A 16,829-nucleotide genomic window follows, 5' to 3' on the forward strand; every position below is an offset into this window, starting at 1 on the left:
GGGGTGCGAATCCCCTGCCGACAGGCCACTCCCCGCCGCCAGGCCACTCCCCGCCCATTGGCCCTCCCGCGGTCCGGCGCTCCGGGGAAGACTCGGAGACCCACTCAGACACGGAGGAGTCGCCATGCAGGTGGCCGTGGTCACGTTCGACGGGTTCAACGAACTGGACAGCTTCATCGCATCAGCGCTGCTGAACCGGTGCCGCAAGGACGGCCTGGAGGCCTTCATCACCACGCCCGCACCCGTGGTCACCTCGATGAACGGCGTGCCCGTGACCGGGCAGCGGCCCCTGGAGTTCGCGGCCGAGGCCGACGTCGTCCTCATCGGCAGCGGGATCCGGACGCGCGACGTCGTCGCCGACGACCGGCTCGTGTCCCTGCTGCCGCTCGACCCCTCCCGGCAGCTGATCGGTGCGCAGTGCTCGGGCGCCCTGGTGCTGGCCCGGCTCGGCCTGCTGGACGGCGTGCCGGCGTGCACGGACCGGACGAGCCGGCCGTTCGTGGAGGACTTCGGGGTCACCGTGCTGGACGCGCCCTTCCACGCCGAGGGCAACCTCGCCACGGCGGGCGGCTGCCTGGCCTCCCAGTACCTCGCCACGTGGGTGATCACCCGGACCCTCGGCGAGGCGGCCGCCCGCGGCGTACTGGACTACGCCGCCCCGGTCGGCGAGAACCGCGAGACGGTCGAACGCGCCCTCCGGGCGGTCCGGACGGGGGAGCCGGCCCCCGCCGCACGGCCCTGACACCCGCCGGTCCGGCCTCCGCCGTCACACGAGCACGCCGGCGAAGAACATGGCCCCCAGCAAGGCGTACTGGGCGGCGCACGCCGCGAGCAGCAGGACCTGGACCCATCGCGGGAGGTGTCTGGCGAGGAGGAGTCCCACGAACATCTGGGCGTGGTTGCGGTACCACGACATCCCGGCGCCGGCGAGGAACGGGGTCCAGAAGACGGCGAGCACCAGGACCAGGGCGGCCCATTCGGCGGTGTCCAGCCGCCGCTGCCGCACGAGCCGGGCGGCAGCCGCCGCGAGTACGAGCAGGACGAACACCGCGTTCAGCCAGAGCTGGCCGCGGTGGGCGGCGAGCCCGTGCTCCACGAGCCAGGGGAGGGGCCCCTCCGGGCGGTACCAGTCGGCGAACGGGAAGTCGTAGGCGTTCAGGATCTCCTCGAAGGGCAGCCGCAGGCCGCCCTGACCGTAGCTGGACGCCTGGAGCGCCTCGTACGCGTCCCAGCGGCCCGTCCCCTGCCACATCAGCCACTTGGCCCACAGCACTCCGCAGGCGGCGGCGGCCGCGGAGCCCGCGGCCTTCGCGCACCGCACCGGACGGCTGTCCCCCCGCCAGGCGAACAAGGCGCTCAGCAGCAGCATCCCGACGGCGGCCGCGCCGACGAGGTGGCAGGCCGCCGCGGCGAACCCGCCCGCGGCGGCCACGGGCCAGGAGCCGCGCCTGACCCCGGCGACGCAGACGAGCAGGGCCAGCGTCCCGGCGGCGAGGGGGAACAGGGCGTGGAAGTAGATCCCGCCGGGGAAGACCGCCCCGATGGCGAGGGTCAGGCCGCCGGCCCGGCCGGGCCGGTCTCCGAGGAGCCGCCACAGCAGGACGAACATGCCGAGCAGGGACGCCTCCGTGACGACCGCGGCGGCGGCCTCGTACGGCAGCCCCGTGGCGGACACGGCCCGCACGGCCATGGGGTAGCCGGGGAACCAGGCGGTGTTGCCGCACAGGACGTCAGCGAAATCCGGGTGCCGCTCACGGCACGGGAACAGCTCGTAGCCGGCGCGGGCGATGGAGAGGTAGTGCTCGGCGTCCCACCGGCGCCTGGCGGCCGTGGACCAGTAGGCGATCCGGGAGCCGTCGCTGGCCGCTGACAGGGCGGCGACCAGCCAGGTGGCGAGGTTCGCGGCGAGCCAGGCGGCGACCGGCGGCAGCAGCCCGCGGACCCGGCCCGGGCGTGGGGGACGCGGCGGCCCTGCCGGGTGGGCCGCGGAGGACGGGGCGGCCGCGCCGGTCACCGGCGGGACGCCGGCAGCGCGCGGCGGGCTGCTCTTGCCGTCGGCGGGGGAGCGGCGGGCACGGCCATGTGCCCAGCATGCCCGCCGCCGCTGCCGCCCGCGGCCGCGGGCGGCGGGGCGAACGGGTGACGCGCCGCCCCGGCGGCGGCGGTTGCCCGGCGGCGGTTGCCCGGCCGAGGCGGCGGGACCGGCGCTCCGGTACCCGGTCAGGCCTCCTGCGGGCGGCCGAAGAGCAGGTCGTAGCCCGGCGGGAGTTGGAGCAGGACCCTCCGCAGCACCTCGTCGTCGAGGCTGTCGGCGACGACGCTGAGGACCGCGCTGACGTCCCACCGGGCCGTCGCCTCCGTCGCCCCCTCGATCCAGGCCGCGGTGGCCCGTACGAACCGCTGCGGGTCGAGCGGTTCGGCAGCCCGCAGCGGGTTGAGCAGGATCAGGGCGTAGGCCTCGGGCAGGCCCGCGGCGACCCGGGCCCGGTCCTCGCCCACCAGGTGCGCGCCGAGCAGCGCGAGGACCACCCGCGCCGCCCGGTCGGCCTCGTCGCGGCTGCCGTACTCGCCGCGTTCGCGGACGCGTTCGATGAAGGCGTCCCATCGCAGGGTCATCGCCGGCTCCTTACGGCCCGGGGGTGTGGGCGGCCCGCAGGCCGCCGGCCGTCAGCTGCTGATCTGCCTGCGGGAGCCGTCGCCGATGGCGATCTTGCGGGGCTTGGCGCGCTCGGCGATCGGGATGCGGAGCGTCAGCACGCCCGCGTCGTAGTCGGCCTCGATGTGCTCGGTGTCGAGGGTGTCGGCCAGCACGACCTGCCGGGAGAACACCCCGAGGGGCCGCTCGGACAGCTCCACCTGAGCCTGGTCCGACTTGGCCGCGGGCCTGCGCTCGGCGCGGACCGTCAGCATGTTCCGCTCGACGTCGATGTCGACGGCCTCCTTCGCCACGCCCGGGATGTCGAAGGCGATCACGTACGTGTCGCCGTCCCGGTACGCGTCCATCGGCATGGCGGACGGCCTGGACCACGTCCCCGGGCCGAGGAGCTGCTGGGCGAGGCGGTCCATCTCACGGAAGGGGTCGGTGCGCATCAGCATGGAAGAACACCTCCGGTCGTCTCGGCTGCGGTGCCAGTGCGCTTCGGACACCTCCGTTGTAGCATGTCATCCAACCGATGACAAGCAGTGATGTAACCCTGTGGATGACGAGTCGGGGGCCGGGGTAGTCTCCTCGCCACCGGTGCGCGTACCGGTCCCCACACCCGGGAGGTATCCGTGACCACACCCCAGCAGCCCGCCGGGCCGCCCGGCTCCCCGGCCTCCTTCCCGGCCGCCGCGGCCGCCCTCGACGCGATCGGCAGGGCCGTCCAGGACGCCCACGGCCAGGAGGCGGACGGCCCCCGCGACACGGACTCCGCCCTGGCCGCCCTGCTGCTCCTGCGCGAGGTCCGCGAACAGCTCGCCTCGTGGGAGAGCGGGCTCATCGAGACGGCCCGCGCCGCCGGCGCGAGCTGGGCCGACCTGGCCGGCCCCCTCGGCGTCGCCAGCCGGCAGGCCGCCGAGCGCCGCTACCTGCGGCTGCGTCCCGGAGCCGTCGGCGCGACGGGCGAGCAGCGCGTCCAGGCCACCCGCGACTCCCGCGCGGCACAGCGCAGCGTCAACACCTGGGCCCGGCAGAACGCGGGGGACCTGCGCCAGCTCGCCGGCCAGGTCAGCGCGCTCACCGGCCTCGACAGGCCGGGCAGCGCCTCGATCGGCAGGGTCCGCAGCGCACTCGCCGGCGACGACGCCGCCGACCTGCTCGGCCCGCTCAGCGCGGCCGCACCGCACGTACGGGCCGGGCACCCCGAGCTCGCCGACCGCATCGACGCCGTGAACCGGCACACCGACCGCGTCCGCCGTGCCAGCGACCGCCGCCGCCAGGGCGCGGACGGCGTCGAGTAGCGGCAGGCTCCCGGCGCGCGCCCCATGTCCCGCCCGCGGGGGCGCCGGTACGATCCTGGGATGGAACGCGCGGAAATCCTGAAGCGGGTCATCGCCATCCTGACGGAGGTCCAGGAGATCCGGCACGCGGTGGAGGCGGGCGAGGATCCCGAGGTCCCCGAGGCGGAGTCACAGGTCGTCACGGAGCTCCTCAACGAGATGCTCCCCTCGGTCCGCGTCCCTGCCGACGCCGCCCCGAAGGAGGTCGTCCGCCTGGTCGCGGGCTCGCTCGGGCCGGCCCTCCAGAGCATGGTCGCCGGCTTCAGCCTCGCCTTCACCAGCCTGGCCATGGCCCACGACAACGGCCGTACGGACCTCACCTCCACCGACGTCCTGCGCACCCTGGCCCTCGAGGTCGAACGCGGCACCTACGACGACGGCACCCCCTGACCCCGCCGCGTCCCTCGCACGCCCCCGGGCCCGCGGAAAAACAGGCGGCCGGGGACGCTTGCGGCCGTTATGATCAGGCCTTCCCCCGACGGACGCCACGGAGGCCACGATGGACGGGTCCGCCCCGCGGACGCCCCCGGCGGGCGCCCGCGGCCCGGACGCCGACTGGTCGCCCTACCCCAAGATCCCCTCCCGGGCCCGGCCCGGCGGTGCGGGGCGGGCTGCCCGCGAGTGGGTCGCCCAGGAGAAGGTCCACGGCGCGAACTTCGCCGTGCACTGCGACCGGAGGGGAGTCCGCCCGGCCAAGCGCCGCGAACTGCTCGCGGAGGGCGGCCTGGACGACTTCTTCGGCGTCGCCCGGATCTGGCCCGCCCTCGCCGTCGCCGCCGGACGGTGCGCCGCCGCACTGCGCCGCCGCTACGGGGCGGACCCCACGGCCCCGGTCACCCTGTACGGGGAACTCGCCGGCGGACGCTACCCGCACCCCGACGTCCCGCACGCCCCCGGCGCGGAGCCCGTCCAGACCGGCGTCTGGTATGCGCCGGGACTGCTCTGGCTGCCGTTCGACGCCGTCGTCCGGACCGGCGACGGCACCTGCTGGGCGGGCGAGCGCGCCCTGCGGGAGGCCGCGGCGGCCGCGGGCCTGCACTGCGCCCCGCTCCTCGCCCGCGGCACCCTGGCCCGGGTCCAGGAGGCGTCGCCGGTGTTCGAGACCAGGGTGCCGGCGCTCCTCGGCCTGCCCGCGCTGCCCGGCAACCTCGCGGAGGGGATCGTCGTCAAGCCCGCCTGCGACTGGTGGGTGGTGCCCGGGCCGGACCCCGCCACGGGCGGGGGCGCCCGCCCGGTGGCCAAGGCGAAGCACCCGGCCTTCGCCGAGGACCAGCGCTACGCCGGCTCGCGCCCCTACACCGCGCCGCCCGAAGGCGCCGCCGGGGTGCCCGGCTGGCTCCTCTCCCAGGCGGCCGCGCTCCTCACGCCGGCGCGGGCCGCGGCCGCCGTCGGCAAACTGGGCCCGCGCACCCCGGCCGGGGAGGTCGCCGCGGAGATCGCCCGCGACGCCGCCCTGGACCTCGCCGACTCCGTCGGCGGCCTCGACGGCGCCCTGGCCGCTGCCCTGGAGCGCTCACTGCACCCCGGGGCGCTCGCCCTCGCCCGCTTCGACGCGGCCGACCGCCGCCGGCGGCCCTGACCGGACGGCGCCCTCCGGCACTCGGACGACCGCCGTGTCCCGCTTCCGGCCGCGGACTCCGCCGGACCGGGCAGCACCGGCGGCAGGGCGTCAGAGGTCAGCGGCGGCGGCCCTCGCGGCCGCCCCACGACTGGGTGTCGACGATGTTCCCGCGGGCGTCGCGCAGCGTGGCGGTGTCGCGCTCGTCCCAGATCTCGCGGCGGCTGTCCTGGTAGACGTCGGTGCGCGTGTCGCGGCCCTGACCGGTGTGGACCCGGACACTGGAACGGCCGTCGAGGCGGAGGCGGTCGAAGCGGTAGCGGTTGCCCTCGCGGTCGGTGAGGGTGAACCCGCGCAGCTCCACGGCCTGCCGGCCGTTGTTCCGCACCTCGACCCACTCGCGGTTCAGGTCGTTCACGGTGCGGCCGCGGGTGCGGGTGAGGCTCTCGTGCTGAACGTCGCCGATGGCGAGGGCGGAGTAGCGGGCCGCACGGCGGTCGCGCCGGTCGTCGTCGTGGGCGGCGGCCGGCAGCGCGGTCGCGCCGACCAGGGATCCGGCGGCGAGGACCGCGGCGAGCAGGCGGCGGGTGGGGAGGGAAGCAGACATGGGGGTGACTCCTTCGAGAGGCGAGCCCGGACGGGACGCCATCGCGCCGGCCGGACTCCGTGCGGTTCCCGGCATCGTGCCGAGGCGCCACACTCTGGCGCCCCCGCACCGCCGAACGCCGCATCTCGGGCGCGTGTTTCCCCATGCGGACAATTCCGTAACACTCCCGTGTAACGGACAGGGGTCAACGGCGTGTGACGGGCGCGGGGGTGCGGCCCCGTGACGGCCCGTGCGCCGCTTGGCCTCCGGGCTCGGCGGCCGGATGCCCGGCCGCGTGGCCGCGTACGCCGAACGGGCGGGGCGTCTCGTAACAGCCTGCCCGCGTCGGCGGCGGGCGCCGCCGGGTGTCAGGCGAACACGACGCAGGCGGCTGCCGGGACCTCCACCTGCCCGGAGCGGCTCAGCCGCCCGGTCCGGGAGTCGGCCTCGAACCACGTGACGTCCCCCGACCACTCGTTGGAGACGTAGACGCGCCGCCCCGACGGGTCGGCCGCGAGGTCGCGCGGCCAACTCCCGCCGCACGGCAGCGTCTGCACGTGCCGTGGCTCCCCCGCGTCCCCGGACAGGGCGAACGTGTGGAGCACGTTGCTGCCGCGGACCGCCACCCGCAGGAACCGCCCGTCGCCCGACACCAGGCCCACCGAGGGGTACTCGCGTACGCCCGCCGCCTCCGGCGAGGCCAGCGGCACCCCGCCGGCGGGATCGAGCCTGCCTGTCGCCGCGTCCCAGCGGCAGACCGTCAGGAGAGGCTCCAGTTCGTGCACGACGTACGCGGTGCCCCCGCCCGGGGCGAACACCAGGTGGCGCGGCCCGCTCCCGGCCGGAAGGGCCGTCTCCGCGTGCAGGCGCAGCGCGCCCGTCGCAGGGTCGAGGGCGCAGACGCGTACGGAGTCGGTGCCGAGGTCGACGCTGAGGATCCAGCGGCCCGACGGGTCGGCCAGCACCTGGTGGGCGTGCGGGCCGGTCTGCCGGTCCGGGTCGGGGCCCGCGCCCTCATGGGCGAGGACGCACAGGTCCCCGGCGGGGCTGCCGTCCGCGCCGAGACGGAGGCTGCTCACGCTGCCGGAGGCGTAGTGGGCGGTCAGCAGCCGGCCGCCGGCCAGGCCCAGGTGGGTGGGCCCGCGCCCGCCGACCGGTGCCGGCCGGCCGACCGGGACGAGCCCGTCGGCCGCGGTCCGGTATGCCGCGACGACGCCCTCGCCGTCGTCGCTGTCGCTCACCGCATACAGGAACCGCCCCCCGCCGCCGAGCGCCAGGCAGGCCGGGTTCACGATCCCGTTCGCGGCGGCGAGGGGAGTCAGCGCCCCCGTGGCGGGATCCACCGCGGCGGTCGTGATGCCGTGGCCGCCGCCCGTGGTGAACGACCCGATGTAGGCGCGCGGTCCGCGCGGCCGGTCGCCCTGGTCCGTGGTGCTCGCGCCGCCGTCCACCGAGGTGTCCTTCCCGCCGCCCTGTGGGAGCCGAGAAGGACGATAACAGGACAATAGGGATGTCCGGATCTTTCGCCGGCCCTCCGGCGCGTCTGGAATCCTGAAGCCGATCGGGGGCTCGGGCCGGGCCGCACCGACCGGACGGGGGCGGGGGCCCGGCAGGCAGAGGGAGGGCGTGCATGCCGGTGACCGGGGCGACGAGGGCGGACGGCCACGGCGTACGGATGACCCGTACGGGCGGCCGATGGCGGGTGACCCGGCCGTGGCCCGCCCACCTGAGGCCCTTCCTGCACAGCTACGCCGGCTACTGGGAGGCGGCGGCCACGCCCTACCGGGTGCGGCTCGTACCGACCGGCCGCGCCGTGGTGCTGATCAACCTCGGCGAGCCGTTCGCCCAGGTGCGGCGGCTCGCGGACGACACGGGCCTGACCGGCCAGGCCACCGGCGCGCTCGTGGTGGGCCTGGAGGACGGTCCCCGCGTCTGCGACCACCCCGGCGGGCAGGAGGCGATCCGCCTGGAACTGACCCCGCTCGGCGCCTACCGGCTGTTCGCCCTGCCCATGGGGGAGCTGACCAACAGGGCCGTCGGACTCGGCGACATCCTCGGGCCGTCGGCACGGCTCCTGGTGGACCGGATGGCCGCCACCCGCAGTTGGACGACCCGGTTCGACCTGCTGGACGCCGCGTTGACCGCGCGGCTCGACAGCGGCCCGGTGCCCGCCCCGGAGGTCGTCCAGGCGTGGCGGCTGCTGCGCCGCACCGGCGGCACGGTCCCGATCGGCCGGATCGCCGCCGAAGTGGGCTGGAGCCAGGGGCATCTGGTCCGCCGCTTCACCCAGCAGGTCGGCCTCACACCGAAGGCGTCCGCGCGCGTACTTCGCTTCCGGCGGGCCGTGCGCCTGCTCACCAGCGAGCACGTCACCCCCGCCGACGTGACCGCCGCATGCGGCTACTACGACCAGGCCCACCTGAACCGAGAGTTCCGCGCCCTGGCCGACACCACCCCCGGCCGGATGGCCGGGGCCCGGCTCGCGGAAGGGGCGCTCACCCTCTGAGGCGAGGTCAAATTCGTCCAAGCCAGGCCGTCTCCGCCGCCGCTAGTGTCCCCATGCATCGCCGAACGGGCACCCGGCCCGCGGAACCAGGGAGTGGTCGATGGAAGAGCTGCTGCGCATCCTCGTCGCGGGCGCGCTCACGGGTGCGCTGGTCGGAGCGGCCGGCGCCCTCGGACGCCGCAGCCGCAGGCGCCGCGAAGGCGGCGGGGGCGGCGGCACGGAACGCCGCTGACGGCCCCGGGGCCGGGGCGCGGTCCGCCACGGGGGAGCGGACCCCGCCCCGGCCCCGCTGCCGTGCAGCGCATGCGAGGGCCGTGGCCGAACGGGTGGCACCCGCCCAGGACGCCCGCCCTCCACCCCTTCACCGCGTGCCGTGTGCAGGTCAGCCGGCCGCCCGCCCCACGAGGGCGGCAATCCGCTCCTCCACCTCGTCCGTCACCTCGGTGAGGGCGAAGCCGGCCGCCCACATGGGGCCGTCGTCCAGGGCGGCCAGATCGCTGAAGCCGAGGGTGGCGTAGCGCGCCTTGAACTTCTCGGCGCTCTGGAAGAAGCAGACGACCTTGCCGTCCCGGGCGTAGGCGGGCATGCCGTACCACAGCTTCGGGGCGAGCTCCGGTGCGTGCGCCCGGACGACGGCGTGCACGCGCTCGGCCATCACCCGGTCCGACTCCTGCATGTCGGCGATCTTCGCGAGGACATCGCGTTCGGCGGCCGCGGCCTTCTCCGCGGCCGAGCCGCGCCGGGCGGCCTTCTTCACCTCCTGCGCGTGGTCGCGCATCGCGGCCCGCTCCTCGGCGGTGAAACCGGCGTACGTGCTGCTCTCGGCGGTGCTCATGGGGTAAGGCTCCTGGGGTCTCGGCGGGGTCTCGGCGGGGTCTTGGAGGTGCGGACGGGCGGTGCGGCCGCGCGGCGCGGCGCGGGCTCAGCGGTCCTGGAGGAGGCCGACGAGGTTGCCGTCGGGGTCGATCACGGTGGCCGTCAGGCGGCCGCCGCCGACGTCGCCGACCGGGTCCTTCACGGTCGCGCCGGCCGCGGTCAGCTCGGCGAGCTTCGCCTCGATGTCGGACACGTGCCAGTAGGCGAGCGGCGCGGTCAGGCCCTGCGGCCCGCCGGCCGGCAGCAGCCCGAGGTGCTGCCCGCAGGACTCGAAGCCGGCGTAGTAGGGGGCGTCGACCTGCGGCGGGACGCCCAGCAGGGCCGTGTACACCGCCTTGGCCTGCCCCAGGTCGGAGACGGGGACCAGCACGGTGCGGAAGCCCTGGTGGTCGGAAGCGGTCGTCACGGCAACTCCTTCGGTTCGCTGGATCGCATCGGATCGGCCCGGTCCGGTGCGTCCGGCGGGCCCGTTCTCGCTGTGCCCCCAGCTTCCCGCGGCAGGCGTACGCACCGCCTCCGTGCTCACCACGGAAAGCACCACGGAAAGCACCACGCAGACACCACGGCCCCCGCCCCCGCCGGGAGTTCGGAAGATCATCGGATAATGGGGCGGTGACCACTCCAGCCGTCTCGTCCCGCGAGGCCGAAGTCCTCGACCTGCTCGGGGAGCACCTCAGCAACGCGGAGATCGCCGCCCGGCTGTTCATCTCCGTACGCACGGTCGAGTCACACGTCTCCTCGCTGCTGCGGAAGCTGGAGCTCCCCGACCGCCGCGCGCTCTCCCGCCGCTCGCCCGGCGGTACGGCGCCCCGCACCGCCGCGGCCGCGCTGCCCGTCCCGCTGACGGCGTTCGTCGGGAGGGCGCGGGAGCAGGCGGAGCTCGCCGAGGCCGTCACGGCGGGCCGGCTGGTCACCGCCGTCGGCCCGGGCGGCGTCGGAAAGACGCGCCTCGCGCTGGCGGTTGCGGCCCGGGCGGCCGGCGGCTTCCCGGACGGCGTGTGCTTCGCCGACCTCGTCCCGGTCACCGACCCAGGGCGGGTGGCAGCCGCCGTCGCCGCCGCCACCGGTGTGGGCGAGCAGCCGGGCCGCAGCCTCGACGACGTCCTCCCGGCCGCCCTCGCCGACCGCCGTGCGCTGCTGGTCCTGGACAACTGCGAGCAGGTCCGCGAGGGAGTCGCCCCCTTCCTGGAACGGCTGCTCACCGCCTGCCCCGGCCTGCACGTACTCGCGACGAGCCGCGCCCGGCTCATGGTCCCCTTCGAGCGGGTGTTCCCCGTCCCGCCGCTGTCCCGCGTCGGCGGCGGCCGGTCGGAGGCGGCCGCCCTGTTCCTGGAGCGGGCGGCGGCGGTCGGCCGGGCCCCCGATCCGGCGGAGTACGGCCACGTGACGGCCCTGTGCGAGCGCCTCGACGGCATGGCCCTGGCGATCGAACTGGCCGCAGCGCGCTGGTCCACCCTGGGCCTCGACGGCCTCACGGCCGGTCTCTCCGACCAGCTGCGCATCCTCGCCGGCGGGCCCCGCGCCGACGGCCGGCACCGGTCCGTGCGGGCCGTACTCGACTGGAGCCACGACCTGCTCACCCCGGAGGACCGGGCCCTGCTGCGGCGCGTGTCCGTGTTCGCCGTGCCGTTCACGGCGCAGGCCGCGGCCGACGTGGCGGGCTTCGCCCCGCTGGATGCGGCGGCCGTGGCCGACGGGCTCGGCAGGCTCGCCGAACAGAGCCTGCTCACCGTGACGGCCGCCCCGGGCGGAACCCGCTACCACGCCCTGGAGACCATCCGCCAGTACGGGACCGAGCTGCTCGCCGGCACCGGTGAGCTCGGCGGCGTACGCGGCCGCCACCTGGCCTGGTGCCTGGACGCCGCGGCCGCCCTCGCCGAGGACGCCGCGGCCGCCCTCGCCGAGGACGCCGCGGTCGCCGGAGGCCCCGACCCCGGCCCGCGGGGCGGCGCGGCGTGGCGGGTCCGCTTCGACGCCGCAGCCGACGACCTCAGGGCAGCCCTCGCCTGGGCCGCCGGCCTGCCGGAGCACCGCGCCGACGCCCACCGCCTCGCGTGCGCCCTCGCATCCTCGGCCTTCGCGCGGAACCTGCTCGGCGAGGCCCAGCAGCGCCACGAGCAGGCGGCCGGGCTCGCAGCCCACGACACGGACGCGGCCGCCGCCCTGCGCCAGGCCGCCGGAGTCGCCGGGTGCCGCAGGCTGGGCGACGACATGTACCGGCTGCACCGGGCCGCCGGCGAAGCGGCCCGCCGCGCCGGGGACCCCGCCGCGGCCGCCCGCGACCTGGCCACAGCAGCCACCGTCGCCTACCGCTTCTCCAGCACGTTCGCAGAGATCCCGGCCGCCTCGGAGGCCCGGGCGCTGCTCGGCGAAGCCCGCGAGCAGGCCGCCGCCTGCGGGGACCCGGCCGCCGAGGCGGCCGTGGCGCTCGCCGAGGCGGCCGTGGTCGCCGACGCCTTCGGCGCCGTCCAGGGGGACGCCGACAACAGCGCGGCGGACACCGTCGCCGCCGCCGAGCGGGCCGTCGACCTGGCCCTCCGCGCGGGCGACGGCGCCGCCCGGTCCGCCGCCCTCGACGCGCTGTCCGGCGCGCAGAGCTGGGCGGGCGACCCCTTCGCCGCCGCGGCCGCCGCCCGGCACCGCCTCGGCCTCCTGGACCGGTCCGGCGCCGCCACACCCGCCGCCACGCACGAACTCGTCGACGCCCTCGCGATGGCCGCCGCCACCGCCGTCGGCACCGGCGAACTGACGCAGGCCCGCGCCTGGGGCGAGCGCCTCGCCGGCCGACCCCTCCTCGCCGAGGTCGGCGACCACGCCACCTCCTGGCTGCTCGTCGCCGACGCGCTGGCCGGCCGGGCCGACGACGTCCTCGCCACCAGCCCCCGCTTCCTCGACGCCTGGGAACGGGCCGGCCGGCAGCGCTCCTTCTCCCTCGGCCCGGCCGCCGCCGCCGTCGCCATGGTCCACGGACTGCGCGCAGACCGCGACGCCCGCGCCGCATGGCTCGCCACAGCCGACCGGGCCGGCGCCGAGGACGACCACCGGCACGGCCACGGAGCCGTCTTCGACAGCATCGTCCTGCTCCACCACGGCGACCCGGCCGCCGCCCTCGAACGGACCGCGCCCGAACCCGAATCCGTGTGGAAGTGGGTCTGCTGGGTCTGGCTGCACTGGTACGCGGCGCTCCGGGCCGAGGCGGCCGTCCTCGCCGGACACCCCGCAGCCGCGGCCCGCACCGCCGCCGCCCGGGACCTCGTCACCGGCAACCCCGTCGCGACCGCCCTCGCGGACCGCGCCCAGGCCCTCCTCGACGGCGACCGGCAGCGGCTGCTCGCCACCGCGGACGCCTTCACCGCCGCAGGCTGCCCCTACCAGGCGGCGCGCACCCTCCTGCTCGCCGGAGGACGGCATGCCGCTGCCGGCGCCGCCGCGCTCGACGCCCTCGGTCTGCGGCCCGGGCCCGCCGGACCCGCCGCGGCGCACTGACCCGGAGGCCGGCCGGCGCGCGCCGGCGGCTGCGGTGGGCGGCACGCCGGCACCGCCCGCCCGCCCGCTGACGTCACCGGAACGGACCACACGGCGGCGTGTGCGCCGGGGCTGCGGGGCCGCCCGACCGTAGGTTTCGCTTCCAGGTTCCGAGGGTGGCTGCGGCAGGGAAGAGGTGCTGGCGATGGACGGCAGGCGGACCATCACCGTGTTCGGCGCGACGGGGCAGCAGGGCGGTGCACTGGCCCGGGCCGCCCTGGCGGACGCGGACGGCGCCTTCGCCGTCCGCGCCGTGACCCGCCACCCCGACTCCGGCCGCGCCAGGGAGCTGGAACAGCTCGGCGCCGAGGTCGTCCGGGCCGACCTCGACGACGAAGCCAGCCTGCGGTCCGCCCTCGACGGCGCCTACGGGGCCTTCATGGTGACCAACTTCTGGGAGCACATGAGCGCGGCCCACGAGAAGGAACAGGCCCAGGCACTCTCCCGGGCGGCCGGACACGCCGGCATCCAGCACGCGGTCTGGTCCACGCTGGAGGACACCCGCGAGTGCATCCCGCTCGGCGACGGCCGGATGCCGACGCTGCAAGGCTCGTACAACGTCCCGCACTTCGACGCCAAGGCGGAGGCGGACCACTTCTTCACCGACGACGGCGTCCCCACCACCTTCCTGCGGACCACGTTCTACTGGGAGAACCTGCTGTCGATGTTCGCCCCGCAGCGCGGCGAGGACGGCACCTTCGAACTCGTCTACCCCATGGGCGACAGCCGCCTCTCCGGTATCGCCGTCGACGACATCGGCAAGACCGCCCTGGCCGTCTTCAAGGGCGGCACCGACTTCATCGCCGCCACGGTCAGCATCGCTGGCGAGCACCTGACCGTCGCCGAGATGGCCGCCACGATGACCGACGTGCTCGGGCAGCCCTTCCGCTACCGGCCGCTCACCCCTGACGCCTTCCGGGCGCTCGGGTTCCCCGGCGCCGACGAGGCGGGCAACATGTTCCAGTACTACGCCGACTGCGAGCACGCCTTCACCGCCGCCCGCGACCTGGCCGCCGTCCGCGCCCTCCACCCCGGCCTGCAGGACTTCCGTACCTGGGTGACCGCACACCGCGCGCAGTTCGACCTGTCCTGACCGCGGCCCCCCTGCCCCCTCCCACACGGCCGGTCAGCGCGATCACCGCCCCTGTCCCGCAGGTGCCATAATCTGCCGAACGGGTGTGATCCGCGTGGCGGGTCCGCGTGATCTGCGGCGGGGGGACCATGGCAGGCCGAAGGGGCGCCGGTCCGCCGGCCGCCGCCGGACTTCCGGGCGGACGGCGTCCCATGCCGATACGCCGCGCCGTGGTGGTCGGAGCCGGAATCGGCGGCCTCACCGCGGCCATCGCCCTGCACCGCCGCGGGTGGGACGTCACCGTCTGCGAACGCGCCCCCGAACCGCCCGCCGCCGGCGCGGGCATCGGCCTGGCCCCCAACGCGCTGCGCGCCCTCGACGCCATAGGCGTCGACGCGGCCCGCGCGGCCGGCAGCGCGATACCCGACACGATGGGCGTCCGCCGCGCCGACGGCCGCCGGCTGACCGGGGCCGGCACCGCCGAGATGACGGCCCGCTACGGCACGGCCCCGATCGCCGTCCCCCGCCCGGCCTTCACGGCCGCCCTGGCCGCCGCGCTCCCGCCCGGCGTCCTCCGGTACGGGGCCGCCGTGACCGCCGTGGACGACGCGGAGGGCCGGCGCCCCACCGTCCGCACGGCCGGCGGCGCGGAACTGCCCGCGGACCTCGTCGTCGCCGCCGACGGCATCCGCAGCCCCCTGCGCCGCACCCACTTCCCCGGCCACCCCGGGCTCCGCTACCTGGGCGAGACGGCCTGGCGGACCATCGTGGACGCCCCGGACCTCGGCATCCGGGCCATGAGCGAGACGTGGGGGCGCGGCGAGCGGTTCGGCATCACCCCGCTGGCAGACGGCCGCTACTACCTCTACGCCACCGCGCTCGCCCCCGCCGGCACCCGGTCGGCCGACCCCCGCGCGGAACTCCTGGAGCGCTTCGGCTCCTGGCACGACCCGATCCCCGCCCTGCTGGACCGGGTGCGGCACCTCGACCCGGCCGGCGTCCTGCAGCACGACCTCCACGACCTGGCCGCCCCGCTGCCCCGCCTGCACCACGGCCGGATCGCCTGGGTCGGCGACGCCGCCCACGCGATGGCGCCCAACCTGGGGCAGGGCGGCTGCCAGGCCATCGAGGACGCGGTGGTCCTCGCCCACCTCCTCCCCGCGGGCGGCGCCCCGGACCCGGCCCCGGGGGCGGGCGCCGCGGATCCCGTCCGGGCCGCCCTCGCCGCGTACACCGCGGCCCGGCGCGACCGCACCGACGCCGTGCGCGTCCGGGCCCGCCGGGTCGGCCGCCTGGGCGCCCTCCGCCACCCCCTCGCGGCGGCGGCCCGCGACGCCGCGGTCCGCGCCGTCCCGGACCGCCTGGCCCTGCGCGGCATGGACGACCTCTTCAACGGCTTCCGCCTCCCGGCCCGGTAGCCGGCGGAGCGGTAGCGCTCCGGCCCGGGCCTGCTCCGGTACCGGCCGCTCAGGGGTCGCCGGCGCCGAGGAGCCGGCCCGCGTCGCAGACGCCGCAGGGCTCGACCTGCGGGTGGCGCAGGGCGTCGACGGCCTGGGCGCGGGTCGCCGGCCGGGTCCGCCCGGAGGTCAGGGTGCAGTCGCCGGTGTGGATCAGCATCGGGGCGTTCGAGGCGCCGATCCCGTACTGGATCTGCCACTCGACGACCGGGGAGGGCACGGGCCGGCCCGCCGCGGCCTCCGCGATCCGCGCGGTGGTCTCGATCTCTGCGATCCGCTCCCGGACGAGCTCCAGCAGCAGCTCGCACCACCGCTCCAGGGTCTTCAGCCGCGCCAGGTCCGGCGGGAGCAGCCACCCGGTGTCCCGCCCGCCGGCCACCGTCACACCCCCCGCCGGGGCGGGGCGCACGGCGCGGCGGCGCCGACGGCCGAGAGGCCCGGGCCGCGATCGGCAGACGGCAGGTCGTACGCACTCACCCCTCAATCGTAAACCTGTTCGAATCCGGGTCTCGACCCGCGCCTCCGGCGCGCCGATGAGTTCCCGTCCGCCTGCCGGTCTATCCCTGGGACGGACACCACTCCTCGCACACCGGAGCACACCATGGGCCTCATCCACATCGCGATGTTCGCGACCCTCGACCTCGTCGGACAGGCGCCCGGCGGCCCCGACGAAGACCCGGACGGCTTCCCGTTCGGCGGCTGGCAGGCACCCCTGCTGGACGAGGACACCGGCATGCAGATCGGCGCCGCGTACGAGGGCACGGACGCCCTCCTGCTCGGCCGGCGCACGTACGACATCTTCGCCGCCTACTGGCCCCACCAGAAGGGCGGCGAGGACGGTGCGATCGCCGAGCTCTTCAACCGGGTCCCGAAGTACGTGGCCTCCCGCGGCACCCCCGACCTCTCCTGGGCCGGCTCCACGCAGCTCGGCCCGGACCTGGCCGCCGCCGTGCGCGAGATCCGCGACCGCCACGAGCACGTCAAGGTCGTCGGAAGCCTGGACCTCGTGCAGACCCTCCTGCGCGAGAGGCTCTTCGACCGCCTCGACCTCTGGGTGCACCCGATCGTGCTCGGCGTCGGGAAGAAGGTGTTCGGCGAGGGCGCCGTGCCGGCCAACGTCACGCTGCTCGCGCCCCCGGCGGCCGGCCCGTCGGGCACGGTGTACCTGCGCTACGGGCTGGCGGACGGCGCCCCCGCCACGGGCGACATGAGCGCACCCGACCGCGGCCTGCCAGACGGCGCCTGAAGCCGACACCCTCGCGGCTCCG

The 16,829-nt window shown here is 76.6% G+C and carries 18 protein-coding genes; 10 read left to right on the forward strand and 8 right to left on the reverse strand.

Going from position 1 to position 16,829, the window contains the following annotated elements; translation table 11 throughout:
• The first annotated feature begins 124 nt into the window (after positions 1–124).
• A complete protein-coding gene (locus MUK52_RS29965) occupies positions 125–742 on the forward strand; it encodes a DJ-1/PfpI family protein (protein WP_114056042.1) in 618 nt (205 codons plus the stop codon).
• A 24-nt stretch (positions 743–766) separates the two neighbouring features.
• Here MUK52_RS29965 and MUK52_RS29970 read toward each other — a convergent pair whose 3' ends face one another.
• The 3 genes from MUK52_RS29970 to MUK52_RS29980 all read right to left on the reverse strand — a co-directional run bounded on the left by MUK52_RS29970 (position 767) and on the right by MUK52_RS29980 (position 3,096).
• Positions 767–2,014, reverse strand: a complete 1,248-nt coding sequence (locus tag MUK52_RS29970) for a hypothetical protein (protein WP_114056041.1) — start codon at positions 2,012–2,014, stop codon at positions 767–769.
• A gap of 206 nt (positions 2,015–2,220) precedes the next feature.
• A complete protein-coding gene (locus MUK52_RS29975; RefSeq protein ID WP_114056040.1) occupies positions 2,221–2,616 on the reverse strand; it encodes a DUF2267 domain-containing protein in 396 nt (131 codons plus the stop codon).
• Positions 2,617–2,667: 51 nt separating this feature from the next.
• A complete protein-coding gene (locus MUK52_RS29980) occupies positions 2,668–3,096 on the reverse strand; it encodes an Hsp20/alpha crystallin family protein (RefSeq protein ID WP_114056039.1) in 429 nt (142 codons plus the stop codon).
• Between the two features lie 177 nt (positions 3,097–3,273).
• Between MUK52_RS29980 and MUK52_RS29985 the strand changes: the two genes are divergently transcribed.
• From MUK52_RS29985 to MUK52_RS29995, 3 genes are all read left to right on the forward strand, one after another.
• Positions 3,274–3,942, forward strand: coding sequence for a type III effector protein (locus MUK52_RS29985; protein WP_114056038.1), 669 nt, complete (start codon positions 3,274–3,276; stop codon positions 3,940–3,942).
• A gap of 60 nt (positions 3,943–4,002) precedes the next feature.
• Positions 4,003–4,371, forward strand: coding sequence for a hypothetical protein (locus MUK52_RS29990; RefSeq protein WP_162793241.1), 369 nt, complete (start codon positions 4,003–4,005; stop codon positions 4,369–4,371).
• Between the two features lie 109 nt (positions 4,372–4,480).
• Positions 4,481–5,560, forward strand: a complete 1,080-nt coding sequence (locus tag MUK52_RS29995) for an RNA ligase family protein (RefSeq protein WP_284581512.1) — start codon at positions 4,481–4,483, stop codon at positions 5,558–5,560.
• A 97-nt stretch (positions 5,561–5,657) separates the two neighbouring features.
• Here MUK52_RS29995 and MUK52_RS30000 read toward each other — a convergent pair whose 3' ends face one another.
• Both MUK52_RS30000 and MUK52_RS30005 read right to left on the reverse strand, forming a co-directional pair.
• The gene (locus MUK52_RS30000; protein ID WP_114056035.1) at positions 5,658–6,146 is read right to left on the reverse strand and encodes a lamin tail domain-containing protein; all 489 of its coding nucleotides are present in this window, start codon (positions 6,144–6,146) and stop codon (positions 5,658–5,660) included.
• Between the two features lie 347 nt (positions 6,147–6,493).
• Positions 6,494–7,576, reverse strand: coding sequence for a lactonase family protein (locus MUK52_RS30005; RefSeq protein WP_284581513.1), 1,083 nt, complete (start codon positions 7,574–7,576; stop codon positions 6,494–6,496).
• Positions 7,577–7,755: 179 nt separating this feature from the next.
• Between MUK52_RS30005 and MUK52_RS30010 the strand changes: the two genes are divergently transcribed.
• Both MUK52_RS30010 and MUK52_RS30015 read left to right on the forward strand, forming a co-directional pair.
• Complete coding sequence (locus MUK52_RS30010) at positions 7,756–8,631, forward strand: helix-turn-helix domain-containing protein (protein ID WP_114056033.1); 876 nt, start codon at positions 7,756–7,758, stop codon at positions 8,629–8,631.
• 100 nt (positions 8,632–8,731) lie between these two features.
• On the forward strand, positions 8,732–8,863 hold the full coding sequence (locus MUK52_RS30015; RefSeq protein WP_281277937.1) for a hypothetical protein: 132 nt from the start codon (positions 8,732–8,734) through the stop codon (positions 8,861–8,863).
• A 150-nt stretch (positions 8,864–9,013) separates the two neighbouring features.
• On the opposite strand, the gene MUK52_RS30020 is transcribed toward MUK52_RS30015, so the two are convergent.
• Both MUK52_RS30020 and MUK52_RS30025 read right to left on the reverse strand, forming a co-directional pair.
• Complete coding sequence (locus MUK52_RS30020) at positions 9,014–9,466, reverse strand: iron chaperone (RefSeq protein WP_284581514.1); 453 nt, start codon at positions 9,464–9,466, stop codon at positions 9,014–9,016.
• A gap of 87 nt (positions 9,467–9,553) precedes the next feature.
• The gene (locus MUK52_RS30025; protein ID WP_284581515.1) at positions 9,554–9,913 is read right to left on the reverse strand and encodes a VOC family protein; all 360 of its coding nucleotides are present in this window, start codon (positions 9,911–9,913) and stop codon (positions 9,554–9,556) included.
• Between the two features lie 206 nt (positions 9,914–10,119).
• Between MUK52_RS30025 and MUK52_RS30030 the strand changes: the two genes are divergently transcribed.
• The 3 genes from MUK52_RS30030 to MUK52_RS30040 all read left to right on the forward strand — a co-directional run bounded on the left by MUK52_RS30030 (position 10,120) and on the right by MUK52_RS30040 (position 15,522).
• Complete coding sequence (locus tag MUK52_RS30030) at positions 10,120–12,993, forward strand: ATP-binding protein (protein WP_284581516.1); 2,874 nt, start codon at positions 10,120–10,122, stop codon at positions 12,991–12,993.
• 184 nt (positions 12,994–13,177) lie between these two features.
• Positions 13,178–14,125 carry an NmrA/HSCARG family protein gene (locus MUK52_RS30035; RefSeq protein ID WP_114056029.1) on the forward strand — a complete coding sequence of 316 codons (948 nt, stop codon included), beginning with the start codon at positions 13,178–13,180 and terminating at the stop codon, positions 14,123–14,125.
• A 191-nt stretch (positions 14,126–14,316) separates the two neighbouring features.
• The gene (locus tag MUK52_RS30040; RefSeq protein WP_284581517.1) at positions 14,317–15,522 is read left to right on the forward strand and encodes an FAD-dependent oxidoreductase; all 1,206 of its coding nucleotides are present in this window, start codon (positions 14,317–14,319) and stop codon (positions 15,520–15,522) included.
• 49 nt (positions 15,523–15,571) lie between these two features.
• On the opposite strand, the gene MUK52_RS30045 is transcribed toward MUK52_RS30040, so the two are convergent.
• Positions 15,572–15,940 carry a DUF6233 domain-containing protein gene (locus MUK52_RS30045; protein ID WP_162793239.1) on the reverse strand — a complete coding sequence of 123 codons (369 nt, stop codon included), beginning with the start codon at positions 15,938–15,940 and terminating at the stop codon, positions 15,572–15,574.
• Positions 15,941–16,162: 222 nt separating this feature from the next.
• On the opposite strand from MUK52_RS30045, the gene MUK52_RS30050 reads away from it, so the two are divergent.
• Positions 16,163–16,807: a dihydrofolate reductase family protein gene (locus MUK52_RS30050; RefSeq protein ID WP_114056026.1), complete on the forward strand. Its 645-nt coding sequence runs from the start codon at positions 16,163–16,165 to the stop codon at positions 16,805–16,807.
• Positions 16,808–16,829: the final 22 nt, after the last annotated feature.

The organism is Streptomyces sp. 2P-4 (genome assembly GCF_030167965.1).
GTDB classification, from domain to species: Bacteria; Actinomycetota; Actinomycetes; order Streptomycetales; family Streptomycetaceae; genus Streptomyces; species Streptomyces globosus_A.

Excerpts from the sequence above, each read along its gene's own strand:
- MUK52_RS29965 (WP_114056042.1), top strand. The coding sequence starts at position 125 with ATGCAGGTGGCCGTGGTCACGTTCGACGGGTTCAACGAACTGGACAGC.
- MUK52_RS29975 (WP_114056040.1), bottom strand. The coding sequence starts at position 2,616 with ATGACCCTGCGATGGGACGCCTTCATCGAACGCGTCCGCGAACGCGGC.
- MUK52_RS29980 (WP_114056039.1), bottom strand. The coding sequence starts at position 3,096 with ATGCTGATGCGCACCGACCCCTTCCGTGAGATGGACCGCCTCGCCCAG.
- MUK52_RS29990 (WP_162793241.1), top strand. The coding sequence starts at position 4,003 with ATGGAACGCGCGGAAATCCTGAAGCGGGTCATCGCCATCCTGACGGAG.
- MUK52_RS29995 (WP_284581512.1), top strand. The coding sequence starts at position 4,481 with ATGGACGGGTCCGCCCCGCGGACGCCCCCGGCGGGCGCCCGCGGCCCG.
- MUK52_RS30000 (WP_114056035.1), bottom strand. The coding sequence starts at position 6,146 with ATGTCTGCTTCCCTCCCCACCCGCCGCCTGCTCGCCGCGGTCCTCGCC.
- MUK52_RS30010 (WP_114056033.1), top strand. The coding sequence starts at position 7,756 with ATGCCGGTGACCGGGGCGACGAGGGCGGACGGCCACGGCGTACGGATG.
- MUK52_RS30015 (WP_281277937.1), top strand. The coding sequence starts at position 8,732 with ATGGAAGAGCTGCTGCGCATCCTCGTCGCGGGCGCGCTCACGGGTGCG.
- MUK52_RS30020 (WP_284581514.1), bottom strand. The coding sequence starts at position 9,466 with ATGAGCACCGCCGAGAGCAGCACGTACGCCGGTTTCACCGCCGAGGAG.
- MUK52_RS30035 (WP_114056029.1), top strand. The coding sequence starts at position 13,178 with ATGGACGGCAGGCGGACCATCACCGTGTTCGGCGCGACGGGGCAGCAG.
- MUK52_RS30040 (WP_284581517.1), top strand. The coding sequence starts at position 14,317 with ATGCCGATACGCCGCGCCGTGGTGGTCGGAGCCGGAATCGGCGGCCTC.
- MUK52_RS30050 (WP_114056026.1), top strand. The coding sequence starts at position 16,163 with ATGGGCCTCATCCACATCGCGATGTTCGCGACCCTCGACCTCGTCGGA.